Below are 20,318 nucleotides of genomic sequence, written 5' to 3'. Positions count from 1 at the left end.
CAGGACGACGCGCCGAGGGAGACCATGAGCCCGCTGCTCGAAGTGACCGGACTGCGCAAGTACTTCCCCGTGCGGGGCGGCTTCCTGATCAAGCGCCACGTGGCGGACGTGCGGGCCGTCGACGGGATCGACCTCGCCATCGCCGAGGGCGAGAGCCTGGGCCTGGTCGGCGAGTCGGGCTGCGGCAAGTCCACCACCGGGCGGCTGGTGACCCGGCTGCTGGAGCCCACCGCGGGACGGATCGAGTACCGGGGCCGGGACATCACGCACGCCTCGCGCAAGGAGCTGGCCCCGATCCGCTCCGAGATCCAGATGATCTTCCAGGACCCGTACGCCTCGCTCAACCCGCGGCAGACCGTCGGGCACATCGTGTCGGCACCGCTGGAGATCAACGGGATCAACCCGCCGGGCGGCCGCGAGAAGCGGGTGCGCGAGCTGCTGGAGACCGTCGGCCTCAACCCCGAGCACTACAACCGCTTCCCGCACGAGTTCTCCGGGGGGCAGCGGCAGCGCATCGGGGTGGCCCGGGCACTGGCGCTGGAGCCCAAGCTCATCGTGGCGGACGAGCCGGTGTCGGCGCTGGACGTGTCGATCCAGGCCCAGGTGGTCAACCTGCTGCAGCGTCTGCAGCGGGAACTGGGGATCGCCTTCCTCTTCATCGCCCACGACCTCGCGGTGGTGCGGCACTTCTCGCAGCGCGTGGCCGTGATGTACCTCGGGCGGATCGTGGAGGTCGGCGACCGCCGGGACATCTACGAACGGCCCCGCCACCCGTACACCCACGCCCTGCTGTCCGCCTCGCCCGAGCCGGACCCGGACGAGCGGGAGGCGAACGAGCGGATCCGGCTCGCCGGCGACGTGCCCTCGCCCGTCTCCCCGCCGTCCGGCTGCCGCTTCCGCACGCGCTGCTGGAAGGCGCAGGACAAGTGCGCGACCGAGGAACCGCCCCTGGTACGCCTGGAGGGGAACCGGGAGGGGCACCTGAGCGCGTGCCACTTCCCCGAGGAACCGACGACCGCGGCACGCGGCGAGGACGTCGTCCTCGACCCCGCGCTCGCCGCGGCCGAGGAGACGCCCGCCGACAGGACCCTTTGACCCGGGCCGACAGACGTCTCCGTTCGGAGCCCCGACCCGCGCCCGCACCCCTGCACCACCGGGCGCGGGCGGTGCTTTTCCGTGGCTCGGTTCGCCTCCGGTGCGCCCCAGCCGGCGTTGGGGGCACCCCCAGCCGCCAGGCTGGGGGAGGTCGACCATGCTCGGTCCCTCGTTCCTCAGGACCTCCGCGTGCCCTCCCTTTCGGCACCGGCCGCGGACCTTCGGCTCACTCGCGGGTCGTGCCTTTCCGCGGCTCACTCGCCCGGCGGCTCGGGCGGCACCACCGTCTTCTCCTCGGCGAAGTGGCAGGCGCTGTCGTGCGCCGCCGGGGAGTCCACACCGCGGAACACCGCGGGCACCGCCAGCGCCGGCACCTCCAGCGTGCAGCGTTCCTGCGCCTTCCAGCACCGGGTGCGGAAGGGGCAGCCGGACGGCGGGTTGGCCGGCGACGGGACGTCACCGCTGAGGATGATGCGCTCGCGGTGCTCGCGCGCCCCGGGGTCGGGCACCGGCACCGCCGACAGCAGCGCCTGGGTGTACGGGTGGGTCGGGTGGTCGTAGATCTGGGTGCCGTCACCGGTCTCGACGATCCGCCCGAGGTACATCACCGCCACCCGGTCCGAGATGTGCCGGACGATCGACAGGTCGTGCGCGATGAAGACGTAGGAGAGGTCGAACTCGTCCTGCAGCCTCTCCATCAGGTTGACGACCTGCGCCTGCACCGAGACGTCCAGCGCCGAGACCGGCTCGTCGGCGACGATCACCTCGGGCCGCAGCGCCAGCCCGCGGGCGATGCCGATGCGCTGCCGCTGGCCGCCGGAGAACTGGTGCGGATAGCGGTTGAGGTGCTCCGGGTTGAGGCCGACGACGTCCAGCAGCTCCTGCACCCGGCGGCGCCGGTCGCCCTTCGGGGCCACCTCGGGGTGGATCTGGTACGGCTCGCCGACGATGTCGCCGACCGTCATCCGCGGATTGAGCGAGGTGTAAGGATCTTGGAAGACCATCTGGATGTTCCGGCGGACGGCCTTCAAGGCCCGGCCCGACAGCTTGGTGATGTCCTGCCCCTTGTAGAGGATCTGCCCCCGGGTGGCCCGCTCCAGGTGGACCAGCAGCCGGGCCACGGTGGACTTGCCGCACCCGGACTCGCCGACGACGCCCAGGGTCTCGCCCCGGTACAGGTCGAAGTCGACGCCGTCGACCGCCTTCACCGCACCGATCTGCCGTTTGAGGAGGATCCCCTGGGTGAGCGGGAAGTGCTTGTACAGCCCGCGCACCCGGAGCACGGGCTCACCGCTGGTGCTCACCGAGGCACTCCCTCCAGAAGTGGCAGGCGCTGCCCCGCCGCGCGCTGATCCGGTACAGCTCCGGCTCGTCGGTGGCGCACACCTCCCGCGCCAGGGGGCAGCGCGGATGGAAGGCGCAGCCGGTGGGGATGCGCAGCAGGTTCGGGGGCAGGCCCTTGATCGCGTAGAGCTCCTGGCCCTTCTGGTCCAGGCGCGGGATCGAGTCCAGCAGGCCCTTGGTGTACGGGTGCGCGGGCCGCTTGTAGATCTCGTGGACCGGCGCGGTCTCCACGATCCGGCCCGCGTACATCACCGCGATGTGGTCGGCGACGTCGGCCACCACGCCGAGGTCGTGGGTGATGAGGATCAGGCCCATGCCGTACTCGCGCTGCAGTTCGGCCAGGAGCTCCATGACCTGGGCCTGCACGGTGACGTCGAGCGCGGTGGTGGGCTCGTCCGCGATGATCAGCTCGGGCTCCAGCGCCAGCGCCATGGCGATCATGATGCGCTGGCGCATGCCGCCGGAGAACTGGTGCGGGTACTGCCCCACGCGTTCGCGCGCCGCGGGGATCCGCACCCGGTCCATCAGCTCCACCGCCCTGGCCCGGGCGTCCTTGCGGGACATCCCGCGGTGGACCCGGAACATCTCGCCGAGCTGCTCGCCGACGGTCAGCACGGGGTTGAGGGCGGACAGCGCGTCCTGGAAGATCATCGCCATCCTGGCGCCGCGCACCTTGCGGCGCTCCTCGGCGCCCATGGTGAGCAGGTCCTCGCCGCGGAAGAGGATCTCGCCGCGGGTGACGAACCCGGGCGGCGAGTCGAGGATGCCCATGACGGCCTGCGCGGTCACCGACTTGCCGGAGCCGGACTCGCCGAGCACGGCGAGCGTCTGACGGGGGCGCACCGCGTAGGAGACCCCGTTGACGGCCCGCGCGACGCCGTCCCGGGTGCGGAACTCCACGTGCAGGTCGCGTACGTCGAGCAGGGGCGGCTCGTCCCGGGCCGCGGCGGCCATCGGTCCTCCGTCCATTCAGCGCAGCTTGGGGTCGAGGGCGTCGCGCACCGCGTCGCCGAGCATGATGAAGGCCAGCACCGTCACGCTCAGCGCCCCGGCCGGCCAGAGCAGCATGTGCGGTGCGTTGCGGATCTGGGTGGAGGCCTGGGAGATGTCGATGCCCCAGGAGACGGTGGGCGGTTTCAGCCCGACGCCGAGGTAGGACAGGGTGGCCTCCAGGGAGATGTACGTGCCGAGCGCGATGGTCGCCACGACGATGACGGGCGCGACGGCGTTGGGCGCGATGTGCCGCAGCAGCAGACGGGTGGTGCCGGCGCCGAGGGCGCGCGCGGCCTGGACGTAGTCGTTCTGCTTGGCGGTGATCACCGAGCCGCGGGCGATGCGGCCGATCTGCGGCCAGCCGAGCAGCACGATGAAGCCCACCACCGGCCAGACGGTGGTGCTGGTGACGACGGACAGGAAGACCAGGCCGCCGAGGACGATCGGGATGCCGAAGAAGATGTCGCTCACCCGGGACAGCACCGCGTCGGCCCAGCCGCCGTGGTAACCGGCGAGGCCGCCGAGCAGCGCGCCGAGCAGGGCCGCGCCGACGGTGGCGCAGACGCCCACGGTGACCGAGGCGCGCGCCCCGTGGACGACCCGGGTGTAGACGTCGCACCCCTGGGTGTCGAAGCCGAAGGGATGGCCGGGTGCGGAGCCCTTCTGGGAGTTGTCCAGGTTGCAGCTGAGCGGGTTGCCGGAGGCGATGAGCTGCGGCCACAGGGAGATGACGACGAGGAAGAGGATCACCAGTGCGGCGAGCACGAAGACCGGGTTGCGCCGCAGGTCCCGCCAGGCGTCCGACCACAGGCTGCGCGGCCGGTCCGCCCCGGGGAGGGCGGCCGGGACGGGCGGTCCCGTGCCGGGGCCGGGCGCCCGCTCCAGGGTGCGTGCCTCGTCCTGCCCCAGGCCCATGGAGGCTCCCGTCCCGCCGGCCGGCTCCATGGCCTCGTCGGGGTGGTTGCGCGGCTCAGGCATAGCGGATCCTCGGGTCGAGGACGGCGTAGAGCAGGTCGACCAGCAGGTTCGCGAGGAGGAAGACGATGACCAGGATGGTCACGAAGCCCACCACGGTGGCCGAATCCAGCCGCAGGATGCCCTGGTAGAGCTGGTAGCCCACGCCGTGGATGTTGAAGATGCGCTCGGTGACGATGGCCCCGCCCATCAGCGCCCCGATGTCGGTGCCGATGAAGGTGACCACCGGGATGAGGGAGTTGCGCAGCAGGTGACGGGTGATCACCCGGCGGCGCGGCAGCCCCTTGGCGACGGCGGTCCTGACGTAGTCGGCGTGGACGTTCTCCACCACGGAGGTGCGGGTGAGCCGGGTGACGTAGGCCAGCGAGGTCAGGGCCAGCACGAGCGCCGGCACGATCAATTCGTCGAACCGGGCCTCGGAGGAGACCGAGGGCGCGATGAGGTTCCACTTGACGCCGAGCAGGTACTGCAGCACGTAGCCGGTGACGAAGGTCGGCACGGAGATGACGACCAGGGTGCCGAGCAGCGTCGCGGTGTCCGCGGGACGGCCGCGGCGCAGTCCGGTGAGGACGCCGAGGGTGATGCCGATGACGATCTCGAAGAGGACGGCGAGGACCGTCAGCCGCAGCGTGACCGGGAGGGCGGTGGCCAGCAGCTCGGTGACCGGCTGGCCGTTCCACGCGACCCCGAAGTCGCCGCGGAAGATCTGCCCCATGTAGTGCAGGTACTGCTGCCACAGCGGGTGGTCCAGGTACAGGTCGTGGCGGATCTGCGCCGCCGTGGCGGGGTCGCAGGCGCGGTCCCCGCACCGGGCCTGGACCGGGTCGCCGAGCGCGTACACCATGACGAAGATCAGCACGGTGGTGCCGACGAAGACCGGGATCATCTGCAGCAGACGGCGGACGACGTACCGTCCCATGGGCGTCAGCTGACCTTGATCTGGTTGTAGACGGGGACGCTGAAGGGGTTGAGGGAGACGGCGGAGAGCCGCCCGGACCAGCCCGCGCTGCCGTTCTGGTACCACAGAGCGATCGCCGGGACCTGCTGCGGCAGGATCCGCTCGGCCTGCTGGAAGGTGTCGACGGCCTTGGCGGTGTCGCTCTCGGCGTTCGCCCGGTCGACGAGCTCGTCGAACTTCGGGTCGCTGAAGTGCGCGTCGTTGGACGAGGCGTCGGTGTAGTACAGCGGCTGCAGGAAGTTCTGGATCAGCGGGTAGTCCATCTGCCACCCGGCCCGGAACGGGTTCTTCATCTGCTTGTTGACGATCTGGTTGCGGAAGTCGGCGAAGGTGCCGACGGGGTCGCCGACACAGGCGTCGTCCTTGCCCAGGGCGTTGTTGATGCTGTTGCAGACCGCGTCGACCCAGTCCTTGTGGGAGCCGCTGTCCGCGTTGTACGTGATCCTCATGGTGCCTCCGGGGAGGCCGCCGCCCTCCTTGACCAGTTGCCTGGCCCGGGCGGGGTCGTAGTCGCACGTCCGGCCGCAGAGGGTGTCGTCGAAGCCGCCGTCCGCGCCGAGCACGGGTGAGGTCCAGTCCCGCGCCGGGATACGGGTGTTCTGGAAGATCTTCCGGGTGATCTGCTTGCGGTTGATCGCCATGGAGATGCCCTGGCGGAGCTTGTCGGAGTGCTCGCCCGACCAGGCCTTGTCGTAGAGCGGGAAGGCGAGGGTCTGGATGATGCCGGCCGGGGTGTTGAGGTAGCGGCCGTCCAGGTCGCCCTTCACGTTCTTCAACTGGGAGGCGGGGACGTCGTCGACCAGGTCGAGGTTGCCGGCCTGGAGGTCGGTGTAGGCGGTGATGTTGTCCGTGTAGACCTTGAGGTCCACGCCGCCGTTGACGGCCGCGTCGCCGCCCTTGTACCCGTCCCACGTGCGCAGTTGCATGCCCTGGCCCTTGGTGTAGGACTCCACGCGGTACGGGCCGTTGCCGACGGGCTTGCGCAGCCAGGCGGCGTGGTCGGTGAAGAAGGCCCGGGGCAGCGGCATGAAGGCGGCGTAGCCGAGGGTGTCGGGCCAGGTGGAGAACTTCTGGTTGAGCTTGACGGTGAAGTTCAGGTCGTCCTGCCTGGTCAGGCCGGAGAGCTTCCCGGCGGCCGGCCGGCCGGACCCCGGGTGGACCTTGTCGTAGCCCTCGACGTACCGGAAGAAGGAGGCGTTGATCTGCTTGTTCGTCACCAGCGCCCCGTAGTTCCAGGCGTCGATGAACGAACCGGAGGTGACCTTCTCGCCGTTGCTGAAGGTCCAGCCGTCCTTGAGCGTGATCTTGAACGTCCGCTGGTCGGTGGTGGTGATCGCGTCGGCGATGACGTTCTCCGCGGCCGCCGTCCTCGGGTTGTACTTCTTCAGACCGCGGAAGATCATGTCCAGCACCTTGCCGCCCTGCACCTCATTGGTGTTGGCGGGCTCCAATGGATTCTGCGGATCGGTCCACGAGGCGCTGAACACCCCGGAGGCGCCGGTCGAACCGCCGCCTCCGCCCCCACCCCCGCAGCCGGTGGCCACCAGGGCGGCCACGGCCGCGCGGGCGGCCCACCTCGCCGCGCTCCGTCGCATCGGATGCCTCCTCGGGGAGCTCTCTACGCCATGAAGGACACGAGACTCACCATGACATCGCAAACCCGTACATATTGCACAGCGGCTCACCGGCCCGGGCGTTCCCGAGGGCGGACAGAGGGTTTTCCCTATGCACCGGCCCGTCAATGAGGGTTATCCCGATAGTCGGGTTAAATTTCGACCAAAAAAATAAAGGATCCATCACGACGAACCGGCGCTCGTTGACGCGGCCATAATTCGGTTGCGAAAGTCCCATCAACCCTTCAAGCCCGGGTGGAATGCGCACGACCTGCGCAGACGGCCCAGGTGCAAATGTTTCGGCCGTGCTACACAACTATGTCAGACGCGGTCGGCGAAGAAAGTTCAACCTTGTTATTTGTTCGAAACGAACCGACTGAGAGTGTGAGCCGTGGGCCGTTACCTGCTGCGCCGACTGATCAACCACGTGGCGCTGGTTCTCATCGCGGCTTCCCTCACGTACTTCCTGGCGGCGATCAGCCTCAACCCGCGGGCCAACTTCGCGGGCCGCAACCCCCCGGTGGCGGCGTCCTCGGTGACGGCCACCCTGAACGACTACAACCTCAACCCCGACACCCCGGTCGTGGTCCGCTTCGCCCACTGGGCGAACGGCGTGGCCCACGGGGACCTCGGACGGACCGTCACCGGCGGTGAGGTCAACGACGAGTTCGGCCGGCGCGTCGGGGTGAGCACGCGCCTGCTGCTGATCGCCACCATCCTGGGTTCCATCGGCGGTGTCCTGGTGGGCGCCTGGGGGGCCATCAGGCAGTACCGGGCATCGGACCGGGTCACCACACTGGCCTCGTTCTTCGTCCTGGCCATGCCGGTGTTCGTGATCGCGGTGACCTTCAAGCTCTGGGCGATCGACATCAACGACGCCGTGGGTCACAAGGTCATCGAGTACACCGGTGAGTACGATCCCGGGCTCACCGGGACCGGGGAGATCCTCGCCAGCCGGCTGCAGCACCTGCTGCTGCCCAGCCTGACCCTGATCGTGATCCAGGTCGCCCTCTACAGCCGCTACCAGCGCAGCACCATGCTGGACGTCCTCGGCAGCGACTTCCTGCGCACCGCCCGGGCCAAGGGCCTGTCGCGGCGGGCGGCACTGATGAAGCACGGCCTGCGCACCGCGGTCCTCCCGGTGGTCCCGCTGCTGGTCTACAACGTCGTCCTGCTCTTCACCGGCGCGACCTTCACCGAGAAGATCTTCGGCTGGCACGGCATGGGCGAGTGGCTGGTCAACTCCATCAGCACGAACGACGTCAACGCGGTCGCCGCCGTGGGCATGTTCACGGCGTCCGTGGTCCTGATCGCCGGTCTGCTGTCCGATGTGCTCTACGCGGCGCTCGATCCCCGCGTACGGGTGCGCTGAGACCCACCGCACCCCTCCGCCGCCCCGATCCCGCGTTACCAGGAGCCTCCACCCATGGCCGTCCAGACCCCCTCCGTACAGCCTCCGGCGCACGTGCCCGCCGCGCCGGACGACCAGCCCGCCAAGCGCCGCGCGAACAGCAGGCTCCGGCTCACCGCCGTCCGCTTCGCGCGCAACCGCATGGCCCTGTTCGGCCTGGTCATGCTGGTCCTGCTCTTCCTGATGGCGTACGTCTCACCGCTGTTCTACAAGTGGGACTACACCGAACTCGACTTCACCGCCTTCCAGAAGCCGCCCTCGGCCGCCCACTGGTTCGGCACCGACCAGACCGGCTCCGACCTCTTCGCACTCACCGCACGCGGTATGCAGAAGTCACTGGTCATCGGCATCCTGACCGGTCTCATCTGCACGTTCGTCGCCGCCGCGGTCGGCGCCAGCGCAGGCTACTTCGGCGGCTGGACGGACCGTTCCCTGATGTGGGTGGTCGACCTGCTGCTCGTCATGCCCAGCTTCCTGATCATCGCGGTGCTGTCGCCCCTGTTCCAGGGCACCACCTGGCTGGTGTTCGTGGTGCTGCTGGCGGCGTTCAGCTGGATGATCACCGGCCGGGTGGTCCGCAGCATGACGCTCACCCTGAAGGACCGTGAATTCGTGAAGGCCGCCAAGTACATGGGCGTGCCCGCGCCGGTCATCATCTTCCGGCACATCCTGCCGTCGATGGCCTCGATGCTGATCATCGACGGGACGATCCAGGTCGGCGCGGCGATCATCGGCGAGACCAGCCTGTCGTACTTCGGTTTCGGCGTGCAGTCCCCCGACGTCTCGCTGGGCACGGTCATCGCCACCGGCACCCCGGCGGCCCCGTCCTTCCCGTGGCTGTTCTACTTCCCGGCCGGCTGCCTCGTGCTGATCTGCCTGTCCATCGCCTTCATCGGCGACGGCCTGCGCGACGCCCTCGACCCCAACTCCAGCGGCGCCAAGGCCCGCGCACCCCGCACCAGCAAGAAGAGCACGTCCACGGAAGGACGCACGTCGTGAGCGAGACGCCCCCCGCCCTCGAGGTCACCGACCTCCACGTCTCCTTCCCGAGCGAGGCCGGGCCGGTCAGGGCCGTGCGCGGCGTGTCCTTCTCCGTGCGTCCCGGCGAGGTCCTCGGCATCGTCGGCGAGTCCGGCTCCGGCAAGTCCGTCTCCTCCCTCGCGGTCCTCGGACTGCTCCCGGAGACCGCCGACATCAAGGGCTCGGTCAAGCTGCACGGCCGCGAGCTGCTGGAGCTGGACGACCGGGACATGACGGAGATCCGCGGCAAGGACATCGCGATGGTCTTCCAGGACCCGCTGTCCGCGCTGACCCCGGTCTACTCCGTCGGCAACCAGATCGTCGAGGCGCTGCGGATCCACCAGGACCTGGACAAGGACACCGCCCGCAAGCGCGCGATCGAGCTGCTGGACCTGGTGGGCATCCCGGACCCCGCGCGGCGCGCCGACGCCTTCCCGCACGAGTTCTCCGGCGGCATGCGCCAGCGCGCGATGATCGCCATGGCGATCGCCAACGACCCCGAGGTGATCATCGCCGACGAGCCGACGACCGCCCTGGACGTGACCATCCAGGCGCAGATCCTCGACGTCCTGAAGAAGGCCCAGGAGGTCACCGGCGCCGCCATCGTCATGATCACCCACGACCTGGGCGTGGTGGCCGGCTTCGCCGACCGGGTCCAGGTGATGTACGCGGGACGCCCGGTGGAGACCGGGACCGTGGACGACGTCTACTACACCCCGCGCATGCCGTACACCATCGGTCTGCTCGGCTCGATCCCCCGGCTCGACGACGGCGGGCGCCACGCGCTGACCCCGATCGACGGCAACCCGCCCTCGCTGGTGGACCTGCCGACCGGCTGCCCCTTCGCGGCCCGCTGCCCCATCGCCATCGACGTGTGCCGGCGCATCGAGCCCGAGCTGACGGTGCGCGAGGGGGGCAACCACCCCACGGCCTGCCACCGCAGCCACGAGCTGGTGGCGGGCGGCTCCCTCGACCCCGCGACCATCTACCCGGTACCGCCGGTGCCGAAGGCCCCGGCCGACTCCGTGCCCCGCGCGGACCGCGCCCCGGTGCTGGAGGTCGACGGGCTGGTCAAGCACTTCCCGCTGCTCCACGGCGCGGTCATCAAGCGCAAGGTCGGCGAGGTCCGCGCGGTCGACGGCATCAGCTTCGACATCCGCGAGGGCGAGACGCTCGGCCTGGTGGGCGAGTCGGGCTGCGGCAAGACCACGACACTGCTGGAGATCCTCGACCTGCCCTCCGGGCAGTCCGGCACGGTCACCGTCTTCGGCAAGGACATCCGGGGCCTGAAGGGAGCCGACCGCAAGGCGCTCCGCCGCGACCTGCAGGTGGTCTTCCAGGACCCGATGGCCGCGCTCGACCCGCGGATGCCGGTCGGCGACATCCTCGCCGAGCCCATGAAGACCCACGGCTGGTCCCGGGACCGCATCGCCGCCCGGGTGCCGGAACTGCTGAACCAGGTCGGCCTCGACCCGGACCACGTGGACCGCTTCCCGGCGGAGTTCTCCGGCGGGCAGCGGCAGCGCATCAGCATCGCGCGGGCGCTGGCGCTGGAGCCCAAGCTGGTCGTCCTGGACGAGCCGGTCTCGGCCCTGGACGTGTCCATCCAGGCCGGTGTGCTCAACCTGCTGGACGAGCTCAAGGCGCGCATGAACCTGAGCTACCTCTTCGTGGCCCACGACCTGTCCGTCGTGCGGCACATCGCCGACCGGATCGCGGTGATGTACCTCGGCCGGATCGTCGAACTCGGGTCCGCCGAGGCCGTCTTCGAAGCACCCTCCCACCCGTACACCCAGGCCCTGCTCTCCGCGGTGCCGCTGCCCGATCCCCGCAAGGAGCGCGATCGCAGGCGCATCCTGCTCACCGGCGACCTTCCCAGCCCCGCGGACGTGCCGACCGGCTGCCGATTCCGCAACCGCTGCCCGAAGTTCGCCTCCCTCGACGAGTCCGACCGCGGCCGGTGCCGCGAGGAGGACCCGGCACCGACCGGACTGGCGGGCGACCACACCGCGGCCTGCCACTTTGCCGCCGCCGTCACCGTCGTGTGATTTCCCACCCAGTAAGAGGAGAGAGAGTCCGTTGAACAGAACACGTATGTCCGTCGCCGTGGTGGCGCTGGCCACGGCGAGCGCGCTGACCCTGACCGCGTGCGGCGGCGGGGACGGGAAGAGCGACGCCGCGTCCAAGAAGAACTCGGTGCCCAAGTCGAGCGTCAACAACATCAAGGCCACCGACCGCGACCAGCTCAAGCAGGGCGGCACCCTGAACTGGCCGCTGGGCGAGATCGCCGAGAACTTCAACTACAACCAGATCGACGGCACCCTGGCCGACGGCTACGACGTCGAGCGCGCCGTGATGCCGATCATCATGCTGTCGGACGCCACCGGCACGGTCACCCCGAACCCGGACTACCTGACCTCTGCCGAGGTCGCCGACACCGCCGGCAAGCAGGTCGTCACGTACAAGATCAACCCCAAGGCCAAGTGGTCCGACGGCACCCCGTTGTCCTGGAAGGACTTCGAGGCCAGCTGGAAGGCGATGAACGGCAAGGACGCCAAGTACAAGATCTCCTCCAGCACCGGCTACGAGCTGATCAGCAGCGTCGCCAAGGGCGCCGACGACCAGGAGGCCGTGGTCACCTTCTCCAGCCCCTACGGTGACTGGAAGGGCCTGTTCAGCCCGCTCTACCCGGCCAAGGTCATCGGCACCGCCGACGGCTTCAACACCGGCTACCTGGGCAAGTTCCCGGTCACCGCGGGTGCCTTCAAGTTCCAGGGCATCGACAAGACCACCAAGACCCTGACCATCGCGCGCGACGACAGCTGGTGGGGCAACAAGGCCATCCTGGACAAGATCATCTACCGCGCGCTGGACTCGGACGCCACCGCCGGCGCCTTCGCCAACGGCGAGGTCGACTTCTTCAACGTCGGCCCCGACTCGGCCGCCTACAAGCAGGCCAAGGAGGTCAAGGGCGCCGACATCCGCAAGGCGGCCGGCCCCAACTACCGCCACGTCACCTTCAACGGCACCCGCGGCGCGCTGAAGGAGGTCAAGGTCCGCCAGGCCATCATGTCCGCCCTGAACCGGCAGGCCATCGCCGAGTCCGACCTGCAGGGTCTGGACTGGGACGCCAAGCCGCTGAACAACCACTTCTTCGTCACCAACCAGAAGGGCTACAAGGACAACTCCGCCGGCATCGGCACCTTCGACCAGGCCAAGGCCAAGAGCCTGCTGGACGAGGCCGGCTGGAAGCAGAGCGGCGAGTTCCGCACCAAGGGCGGCAAGACCCTGGAGCTGGACTTCGTCATCCCGGCGAACGTCAGCACCTCCGCCAACGAGGGCAAGCTGATGCAGCCGATGCTCAAGGCGGTCGGCATCAAGCTGAACATCAAGTCGGTGCCGCTGCAGGAGTTCTTCGACAAGTACGTCAACACCGGCAGCTTCGACCTGACGGCCTTCTCCTGGCTCGGCACGTCCTTCCCGGTGTCGTCGACCAAGTCGATCTACGCCAAGCCCGTGGGTGACAACATCCAGCAGAACTACACCGGCGTCGGCAGCGACGAGCTGGACGCGGCCATGAACAAGGCCGCCGCCGACACCGACCCGGCCCAGGCGATCGACGACGCCAACGCCGCGGACCTGCTGATCTGGCAGCAGGCCAACCTGCTGCCGCTGTACCAGCGTCCCGACATCTACGCGGTGAAGAAGAACCTGGCCAACATCGGCGCCTACGGCTTCCAGGACCTGCGCTACGAGAACATCGGCTTCCTGAAGTAGGCCGCGCCGGCTCCCGGCACCGCGTCCGCCCCGTCACCGCACCTCGGTGGCGGGGCGGACCGCTTTATGTGGGTGGCCGAAGTGGGCGCCGCCATGGGACCGTTGACGGCCCCGCACGCCGCGGCCGGGTCTCCCGGCAGGACAGGATCCCCGCCATGCCCCTCGCGCGCTCCCGGCCCTTCGCCGACGTCTTCGCCCATTTCGGGGTGGCCGAGGGCGACCGTCCCGCCCGCTCGGTCCACCCGCACTCGCCGGTCTTCCGCTGCCGTGTGGCCGGGACGGAAGCGGCACTGAAGAAGGCCGCCTCGCCGCAGACCGCGGCGGCGGCCGTCGCCGGCTGGACGCGCGCCCTGGCGGCGCGGGGCGTCCCGGTGGTCACCCCGCTCGACGGGCCGGCCGCGAACCCGGCCCGGATCGGCGAGGGGGACTGGGTGGCCTACCCCTGGGTGGAGGGCCGGCCCTACCGCGGTACGGAGGCGGACATCGAGGCGGCGGGCGACCTGCTGGGACGGCTGCACGCCCACAGCGCCGACGGCCCCGCCGCGGTCCCCGCCTTCACCTGGCCGGACCACGGACCGGCGGACCTCGAAGCCGACCTCGACGCGCTGCGCCCCGCCCTGGCCCGCCACGCCCCGGCGGTCCGGGAGGCCGCGACGGCCCGGCTGGAGCTGTGGTCGCGGACCCTGATGACGCATCTGCTGCCCGCCCTGCGCGACGCGGGCCTGCCCCGTGTCGTCGCGTCGATGGACTTCAAGGCGAACAACCTGGTCTACGCCGAGGGCGGCCCGGTCCTCATCGACCCGGAGAACGCCGAGTACGCGCCCCGGCTGCTCGACCTCGCGCTGGCGCTGCTGCTCTTCCACACCGAGTCCCCGAGCGCCCCGCCGCGGCCGTTCACGCCCCGCGAATGGGCGGTCTTCCACGGCGCCTACCGCCGCCACTGCACGCTGACCGCGGCCGAGGTGGCCCTGTGGCCGGTGGCCGTGCGTTACATGCAGGTCGAGTGGGGCGTGTGGACGCTCCTGGACGCCACGGAGAGCGGCGACTGGGCCGACCCGCACCAGCGGGCCTTCCTCACCGCTCTGGCGCTCGCCGGGCCGGACGGCCGCCCCGTACGGCCGTGAACGCCCGAGGGGCGCCCGCACGGCAATCGTGCAGGCGCCCCTCGTGGGTGGTGCGGGTGGTGCTCAGTTCACCGCGTGGACGACGTCCTTCTCCTCGGCGAAGTGGCACGCCGACTCGTGCGCGGCCGGGGTGTCCTCGCCCTGGAAGCGCTGCGGGATGGCCAGCAGCGGCTCCTCGGTGGCACACCGGTCCTGTGCCTTCCAGCACCGGGTGCGGAAGCGGCAGCCGGACGGCGGGTTGGCCGGCGACGGGACGTCACCGCTCAGGATGATGCGCTCGCGGTGGTCGCGCGCCTCCGGGTCCGGCACCGGCACGGCCGAGAGCAGGGCCTGGGTGTACGGGTGGGTCGGGTGGTCGTAGATCTCGGTGTCGGTACCGATCTCGGCCATCTTGCCCAGGTACATCACGCCGACACGGTCGGAGATGTGGCGGACGATCGACAGGTCGTGCGCGATGAAGATGTAGGAGAGGTTGAACTCGTCCTGCAGCTTCTCCATCAGGTTGATGACCTGCGCCTGCACGGAGACGTCCAGCGCCGAGACCGGCTCGTCGCAGATGATGATCTCCGGGTTGAGCGCCAGGCCGCGCGCGATGCCGATGCGCTGCCGCTGACCGCCGGAGAACTGGTGCGGGTACCGGTTGATGTACTCCGGGTTCAGGCCGACGACGTCCAGCAGCTCCTGCACCTTGCGGCGCCGGTCGCCCTTCGGGGCCACCTCGGGGTGGATGTCGAAGGTCTCGCCGATGATGTCGCCGACCGTCATGCGCGGGTTCAGCGAGGTGTACGGGTCCTGGAACACCATCTGGATGTTCCGGCGGACGGCCTTCAGGGCCCGGCGGGACAGCTTGGTGATGTCCTGTCCCTTGTAGAAGACCTCGCCGGCGGTGGCCCGCTCCAGGTTCATCAGCAGCTTGGCGACGGTGGACTTGCCGCAGCCGGACTCGCCCACGATGCCCAGGGTCTCGCCCTGGTACAGGTCGAAGGAGATGCCGTCGACGGCCTTGACGGCGCCGATCTGCTTCTTGAAGAGGATGCCCTGGGTCAGCGGGAAGTGCTTGACCAGGTTGCGCACCTGGAGGATCGGCTCGCCGCGCTTGACCGGCTGGGCGATCGCGGCCTCGACCGCCGCCACCTCGTCGGAGACGGCCTCGTCGTTCTTGGTGACGTCAGCCATGGATCGTCTCCTTCCAGAAGTGGCACGCACTGCCGCGGCCCGGCAGCTCGCTGCCGTCCTGCTCGGTCACCCGGTGCAGCGTGGGGACCTCGGTGCGGCAGATGTCCTGCGCCATCTCGCAGCGCGGGTTGAACGCGCAGCCGGTGGGGATGCGCAGCAGGTTCGGGGGCAGGCCCTTGATCGCGTAGAGCTCCTGGCCCTTCTGGTCCAGGCGCGGGATCGACTCCAGCAGGCCCTTGGTGTACGGGTGCGCGGGCCGCTTGTAGATCTCGTGGACCGGCGCGGTCTCCACGATCCGGCCCGCGTACATCACCGCGATCTTGTCCGCGACGTCGGCGACCACGCCGAGGTCGTGGGTGATCAGGATCAGGCCCATGTTGTACTCGCGCTGCAGTTCCGCGAGCAGGTCCATGACCTGGGCCTGCACGGTGACGTCGAGCGCGGTGGTGGGCTCGTCCGCGATGATCAGCTCGGGCTCCAGGGCCAGCGCCATGGCGATCATGATGCGCTGGCGCATACCGCCGGAGAACTGGTGCGGGTAGTCGTTGACCCGCTCCTTCGCCGCCGGGATGCGGACCCGGTCCATCATCTCGATGGCCTTGGCCTTGGCTTCCTTCTTGGACAGGCCCTGGTGGACCCGGAACATCTCGCCGAGCTGGTAGCCGACGGTGAGCACCGGGTTCAGCGAGGACAGCGCGTCCTGGAAGATCATCGCGATCTTGCGACCGCGGATCTTCCGGCGCTGCTCGCCGGACATCTTGAGCATGTCCTGGCCCTGGAAGAGGATCTCGCCCTGCGGGATCCGCCCGGGGGGCATGTCCAGGATGCCCATGATCGCCTGCGCGGTCACGGACTTGCCGGAGCCGGACTCGCCCAGCACCGCCAGGGTCTCACCGGCCGACACCGTGTAGTTCACACCGTTGACGGCCTTGGCGACGCCGTCGCGGGTGTGGAACTCCACGTGCAGGTCGCGCACTTCCAGCAGCGGAGCGGCGGCATCCCCGGTACGGGGTGCGGGCACGTCCGCGGTCTTGTCGATGGTGGTCACGTACGCCTCCCTCAGCGCAGCTTGGGGTCGAGGGCGTTGCGGACCGCATCGCCGAGCATGATGAACGCCAGGACCGTGATGCTCAGCATGATCGACGGGTACAGCATGATGTGCTGAGCCGTACGGATCTGCGCGGCACCACCGGAGATGTCCTGACCCCAGGAGACCACGGACGTGGGCAGGCCCAGTCCGAGGTAGGACAGGGTGGCCTCGGCCGAGATGTAGCCGCCGAGCGCGATGGTGGAGACCACGATCACCGGGGCGACCGCGTTCGGCAGGATGTGCTTGAACAGGATCCGCGTGGTGCTCGCGCCCAGGGCCTGGGCGGCGTGCACGTAGTCCGCCTGCTTGATGGTGATCACCGAACCGCGCATGACGCGGGCGATCTGCGTCCAGCCGAGGAAGGCCAGCGCACCCGACACCACCCAGACCGTGCGGTCGGTGAAGGAGTTCAGGACGACCAGCGTGCCGAGCAGGAAGGGGACCGCGAAGAAGATGTCGGTGATCCGGGACAGGATCGTGTCGACCATGCCGCCGAAGTAGCCGGCGATCATGCCGACCAGGCCGCCCAGCACGGTGACCAGGAGGGTCACGCTGACACCGACCGTGATCGAGGCCCGGGTCCCGTAGATCACACGGGCGAAGACGCTGCGGCCCTGCCCGTCGTAGCCGAGCCACTCCGCGGAGAACACGTGCCCGTACTCGGGCTTGCCCAGGTAGTGGTTCCGCAGGTCGGCGTAGGTCGGCGAGGCGCTGGTGAACAGGCCCGGGAAGACCGAGATCACCAGCAGGAGCAGGATCAGGATCCCGGAGACCACGAAGTAGGGGTTGCGGCGCAGGTCCCGCCAGGCGTCGCCCCACAGGCTGCGCGCCTTCTCCGCCGTGGGCGCGGGCCCGGTGGCGGAAGCGGTGTCCGCGGCCGTGGCGGCCATCGGGTCCGCGTTCTCGACGGCGGTCTTGGTGACGTCAGGCATAACGGATCCTCGGGTCCAGGACCGCGTAGAGCAGGTCGACGATCAGGCTGGTGACGAGGAAGACCAGCACGAGGACGGTGACGAGACCGACCAGCGTGGTCCCCTCGCGGCGCAGGATGGACTCGTAGATCGTGCCGCCGACACCGTGGATGTTGAACAGGCCCTCGGTGACGACCGCGCCGCCCATCAGGGCGCCGATGTCGGTACCGAGGAAGGTGACCACCGGGATCATCGAGTTGCGCATCAGGTGCACGCCGACCACCCGACGCCGGGGCAGGCCCTTGGCGATGGCGGTCCGCATGTAGTCGGCACGCAGGTTCTCGGCTATGGAGGTACGGGTCAGGCGCGCCACGTACGCCAGCGAGAGGCTGGCCAGCACGATGGCCGGCATCAGCAACTGGCTGTAGTTGGTGGAGTCCTGGACGTTCGGTGTCATCCATCCGAGCTGGAAGGCGAAGACCAGCTTGAAGATGAAGCCGAGGACGAAGACCGGGACCGAGATCAGCAGCAGGGTGAAGATCAGCACCAGCGAGTCGGCGAGCTTGCCCGCGCGCATGCCGGCCCAGACACCGAGGGCGATGCCCACGACCAGTTCGATCGCGAAGGAGAGCCCCGCGAGCCGCAGCGTCACCGGGAAGGCGTCCCCGAGCACGTCACGCACCGGACGACCGCTGGCAATCTGGTTGCCGAAGTCGAAGTGCAGGATGATGCCCGTCATGTAATCCCAGTACTGCTTCAGGATCGGCTGGTCGAGACCGAGGTCATGACGGATCCGCGCCACGGTCGCCGGGTCCGCGCCCTTGTCGCCGAAGAGCGCCCGCACGGGGTCGCCAGGCAGGGCGTAGACCATGAAAAAGATGAGCAGAGTCGTCCCGATGAATACCGGGATCATCTGGAGCAGTCGCCGCGCGACGTAACGCCCCATCGTGCCTCCATGTCAGTCGCTGTGGCAGCAGAGATGGGCCCTTCCCCCGTCCTCCTCTTCGGGAAGACGGGAGAAGGGCCCCCCAGCCGTTGCCTGCACCCCGCGCGTCCGACGTCTCCGTCAGCCCCGCACCGGCGTGCTCACTACGCGATGGTTACTTCTTGACCTCGACGCCGGTGAGGATCGGGTCACCGTTCTGCGCGTACTGGACGTTCGAGACGTTCTCCGAGTAGCCGGCGTTGACCTTGTAGTACCAGAGCGGGATGGCGGGCATGAGCTCGACCATCTTCTTCTCGGCGGCCTGGTACTCCTTGACCGACTCGTCGAGCGTGGCCGCGGTGTCGGCCTTCTTGATCAGCGCGTCGAGCTCCTTGTTGGAGAAGCCGGACTGGTTGCCCGCCGAGGTGGTGCCGTAGAGGTCACGGATGAAGTTGGCGTTCACGGGGTAGTCGAGCACCCAGCCACTGCGGTAGATCGACTTGACCTCGTGGGCCTCGCGGGCGTCCAGGTCGCTCTGGAAGTCGGCCTTGGAGTCGCCGGCGCACTTGATACCGGTCGCGTTGGTGATGCTGTTGCAGACGGCCTCCACCCACTCCTTGTGGCCACCGTCGGCGTTGTACTGGATGGAGATCTTGTTGCCGGGGACGCCGCCGCCGGCCTTGATGAGCTCCTTGGCCTTCGCGGGGTCGTACTTGAAGACGTCGCCGCCCACGTTGTCCTGGTAGCCGAGCACACCCTTGGCGACGAAGCCGGTGGCGGGCTCACGGGTGCCCTGGAGCACCGTCTTGGTGATGGTGTCGCGGTCGATCGCCATCGACAGACCCTGGATGACCTTGGGGTCGACGTTCTTCCACTGCTTGGAGTAGAAGGCCGGGACGATGGACTGGATGGCGGAGTACGCCTGGTCCACGGCGCGGTCACCGAGGTCGTCGCGGTAGACCGGGAGGTCCTTCGGCGCGATCTGACGCAGGACGTCGACGTTGCCGGACTTCAGGTCCTCGTACGCAGCCTCGAGGCCGGTGTAGTTCTTGAAGATCACACCGCCGTTCTTCGCCTTGTCCGGGCCCTTGTAGCCGTCGAAGCGCTTGACCTCGATCTGCTTCTTGTGGTCCCACTTGACGAACTGGTACGGGCCGTTGCCGACCGGGTTCTCGCCCGCGGCCTTCGGGTCCTTGTAGAAGGACTCCGGCAGCGGCGAGAACACCTCGTAACCGAGCTTGTACACGAAGTACGGGATCGGGGTGGTGAGCTCGATGGTGAAGGTCTTGTCGTCGACGACCTTCAGGCCGGACATGGTGTCGGCCTTCGGCTTCGCGCCCTCCTTCTCGGGGTGGACGTCCGCGAAGCCCTTGATGTCGGCGAACCACGACGCGTTGGTCTGCGCGTTGTTGATGTTGGCGGCCCAGTTCCACGCCTTGACGTAGGACTCGGCGGTCACCGGGGTGCCGTCGTGGAACTTCCAGCCGTCCTGCAGCGTGACCGTGTAGGTCTTGTTGTCCTTGGTGTCCACCGACTTGGCGTTCACCATGACGATGTTGCCCTTGGGGTCGTAGTCCACGAGCTGCGCGAACAGCGAGCGGACGACGATGCTGCCGTTGGACTCCATGGTGTTGGCAGGCTGCAGGGGGTTCTGCGGCTCGCCGACCTCGACGGAGAACTTGCCGTTGGGGTTGACGCCGCCAGCGTCGTTGCTGCTGCCCTTGTCACCACCGCCGCCACCGCAAGCGGTAGCAGCCATAGCGACGATGATCGCACCTGCGACCCAAGTGGCGCTCTTGGCACCGCGCATGGGTTTGCCTCCTCAGGAGTCACTGTTCTTACGTGAAAGGGCCGGCCTCACTGACACCCCTGACAGTGATACCGGTCACCTGTGCTCGTGAGTCGG

Annotated in this window: 16 protein-coding genes; 6 read left to right on the top strand and 10 right to left on the bottom strand. The window is 69.0% G+C overall.

The window, feature by feature from the left end:
* The first annotated feature begins 24 nt into the window (after positions 1-24).
* Positions 25-1,095, top strand: coding sequence for an ABC transporter ATP-binding protein (locus ACFV3E_RS33520; protein ID WP_500538258.1), 1,071 nt, complete (start codon positions 25-27; stop codon positions 1,093-1,095).
* A gap of 254 nt (positions 1,096-1,349) precedes the next feature.
* On the opposite strand, the gene ACFV3E_RS33515 is transcribed toward ACFV3E_RS33520, so the two are convergent.
* From ACFV3E_RS33515 to ACFV3E_RS33495, 5 genes are read right to left on the bottom strand one after another with little or no spacing between them, the layout of a single operon-like run.
* Positions 1,350-2,399 (bottom strand): ABC transporter ATP-binding protein, encoded by a 1,050-nt coding sequence (locus ACFV3E_RS33515; protein ID WP_500538216.1) that lies wholly within the window; start codon positions 2,397-2,399, stop codon positions 1,350-1,352.
* Positions 2,383-3,408, bottom strand: coding sequence for an ABC transporter ATP-binding protein (locus ACFV3E_RS33510; protein WP_500538214.1), 1,026 nt, complete (start codon positions 3,406-3,408; stop codon positions 2,383-2,385). Before ACFV3E_RS33510 ends, ACFV3E_RS33515 begins: the two co-directional genes overlap by 17 nt.
* Positions 3,409-4,410 (bottom strand): ABC transporter permease, encoded by a 1,002-nt coding sequence (locus tag ACFV3E_RS33505; protein ID WP_500538212.1) that lies wholly within the window; start codon positions 4,408-4,410, stop codon positions 3,409-3,411.
* Positions 4,403-5,326 carry an ABC transporter permease gene (locus tag ACFV3E_RS33500; protein ID WP_500538210.1) on the bottom strand — a complete coding sequence of 308 codons (924 nt, stop codon included), beginning with the start codon at positions 5,324-5,326 and terminating at the stop codon, positions 4,403-4,405. Before ACFV3E_RS33500 ends, ACFV3E_RS33505 begins: the two co-directional genes overlap by 8 nt.
* A 5-nt stretch (positions 5,327-5,331) precedes the next feature.
* Positions 5,332-6,960 (bottom strand): peptide ABC transporter substrate-binding protein, encoded by a 1,629-nt coding sequence (locus ACFV3E_RS33495; protein WP_500538208.1) that lies wholly within the window; start codon positions 6,958-6,960, stop codon positions 5,332-5,334.
* 409 nt (positions 6,961-7,369) lie between these two features.
* On the opposite strand from ACFV3E_RS33495, the gene ACFV3E_RS33490 reads away from it, so the two are divergent.
* From ACFV3E_RS33490 to ACFV3E_RS33470, 5 genes are all read left to right on the top strand, one after another.
* Positions 7,370-8,350 carry an ABC transporter permease gene (locus tag ACFV3E_RS33490; protein ID WP_500538206.1) on the top strand — a complete coding sequence of 327 codons (981 nt, stop codon included), beginning with the start codon at positions 7,370-7,372 and terminating at the stop codon, positions 8,348-8,350.
* Between the two features lie 54 nt (positions 8,351-8,404).
* The gene (locus tag ACFV3E_RS33485; RefSeq protein ID WP_500538204.1) at positions 8,405-9,388 is read left to right on the top strand and encodes an ABC transporter permease; all 984 of its coding nucleotides are present in this window, start codon (positions 8,405-8,407) and stop codon (positions 9,386-9,388) included.
* The gene (locus ACFV3E_RS33480) at positions 9,385-11,457 is read left to right on the top strand and encodes an ABC transporter ATP-binding protein (protein WP_500366646.1); all 2,073 of its coding nucleotides are present in this window, start codon (positions 9,385-9,387) and stop codon (positions 11,455-11,457) included. Before ACFV3E_RS33485 ends, ACFV3E_RS33480 begins: the two co-directional genes overlap by 4 nt.
* 31 nt (positions 11,458-11,488) lie before the next feature.
* On the top strand, positions 11,489-13,186 hold the full coding sequence (locus tag ACFV3E_RS33475) for an ABC transporter family substrate-binding protein (protein WP_500538201.1): 1,698 nt from the start codon (positions 11,489-11,491) through the stop codon (positions 13,184-13,186).
* Positions 13,187-13,341: 155 nt separating this feature from the next.
* Entirely contained in the window at positions 13,342-14,310 is a 969-nt protein-coding gene (locus tag ACFV3E_RS33470) for a phosphotransferase enzyme family protein (protein ID WP_500538199.1), read from the top strand.
* A gap of 63 nt (positions 14,311-14,373) precedes the next feature.
* Here the strand turns inward: ACFV3E_RS33470 and ACFV3E_RS33465 are convergent, their stop codons facing one another.
* The 5 genes from ACFV3E_RS33465 to ACFV3E_RS33445 form a co-directional block, all read right to left on the bottom strand.
* The gene (locus ACFV3E_RS33465) at positions 14,374-15,486 is read right to left on the bottom strand and encodes an ABC transporter ATP-binding protein (RefSeq protein ID WP_500538197.1); all 1,113 of its coding nucleotides are present in this window, start codon (positions 15,484-15,486) and stop codon (positions 14,374-14,376) included.
* Positions 15,479-16,534 carry an ABC transporter ATP-binding protein gene (locus ACFV3E_RS33460; protein ID WP_500366653.1) on the bottom strand — a complete coding sequence of 352 codons (1,056 nt, stop codon included), beginning with the start codon at positions 16,532-16,534 and terminating at the stop codon, positions 15,479-15,481. The genes ACFV3E_RS33465 and ACFV3E_RS33460 overlap by 8 nt, the downstream gene beginning before the upstream one ends.
* Before the next feature lie 11 nt (positions 16,535-16,545).
* Positions 16,546-17,508: an ABC transporter permease gene (locus ACFV3E_RS33455; protein ID WP_500366654.1), complete on the bottom strand. Its 963-nt coding sequence runs from the start codon at positions 17,506-17,508 to the stop codon at positions 16,546-16,548.
* Positions 17,501-18,433: an ABC transporter permease gene (locus ACFV3E_RS33450; RefSeq protein WP_499513752.1), complete on the bottom strand. Its 933-nt coding sequence runs from the start codon at positions 18,431-18,433 to the stop codon at positions 17,501-17,503. Before ACFV3E_RS33450 ends, ACFV3E_RS33455 begins: the two co-directional genes overlap by 8 nt.
* Positions 18,434-18,587: 154 nt before the next feature.
* Positions 18,588-20,222 (bottom strand): peptide ABC transporter substrate-binding protein, encoded by a 1,635-nt coding sequence (locus tag ACFV3E_RS33445; RefSeq protein ID WP_500538195.1) that lies wholly within the window; start codon positions 20,220-20,222, stop codon positions 18,588-18,590.
* Between the last annotated feature and the right edge of the window lie 96 nt (positions 20,223-20,318).

The sequence above is a fragment of the Streptomyces sp. NPDC059718 genome (genome assembly GCF_042733315.1).
Taxonomy (GTDB): domain Bacteria; phylum Actinomycetota; class Actinomycetes; order Streptomycetales; family Streptomycetaceae; genus Actinacidiphila.
The sequence above is the reverse complement of the archived record's forward strand: the minus strand, read 5'-3'. Positions and strand labels throughout refer to the sequence as shown.

Bases quoted from the DNA above. Each gene is read 5' to 3' on its own strand.
- ACFV3E_RS33520 (WP_500538258.1), top strand. From the start codon at position 25: ATGAGCCCGCTGCTCGAAGTGACCGGACTGCGCAAGTACTTCCCCGTG.
- ACFV3E_RS33510 (WP_500538214.1), bottom strand. From the start codon at position 3,408: ATGGACGGAGGACCGATGGCCGCCGCGGCCCGGGACGAGCCGCCCCTG.
- ACFV3E_RS33505 (WP_500538212.1), bottom strand. From the start codon at position 4,410: ATGCCTGAGCCGCGCAACCACCCCGACGAGGCCATGGAGCCGGCCGGC.
- ACFV3E_RS33500 (WP_500538210.1), bottom strand. From the start codon at position 5,326: ATGGGACGGTACGTCGTCCGCCGTCTGCTGCAGATGATCCCGGTCTTC.
- ACFV3E_RS33495 (WP_500538208.1), bottom strand. From the start codon at position 6,960: ATGCGACGGAGCGCGGCGAGGTGGGCCGCCCGCGCGGCCGTGGCCGCC.
- ACFV3E_RS33485 (WP_500538204.1), top strand. From the start codon at position 8,405: ATGGCCGTCCAGACCCCCTCCGTACAGCCTCCGGCGCACGTGCCCGCC.
- ACFV3E_RS33470 (WP_500538199.1), top strand. From the start codon at position 13,342: ATGCCCCTCGCGCGCTCCCGGCCCTTCGCCGACGTCTTCGCCCATTTC.
- ACFV3E_RS33465 (WP_500538197.1), bottom strand. From the start codon at position 15,486: ATGGCTGACGTCACCAAGAACGACGAGGCCGTCTCCGACGAGGTGGCG.
- ACFV3E_RS33455 (WP_500366654.1), bottom strand. From the start codon at position 17,508: ATGCCTGACGTCACCAAGACCGCCGTCGAGAACGCGGACCCGATGGCC.
- ACFV3E_RS33450 (WP_499513752.1), bottom strand. From the start codon at position 18,433: ATGGGGCGTTACGTCGCGCGGCGACTGCTCCAGATGATCCCGGTATTC.
- ACFV3E_RS33445 (WP_500538195.1), bottom strand. From the start codon at position 20,222: ATGCGCGGTGCCAAGAGCGCCACTTGGGTCGCAGGTGCGATCATCGTC.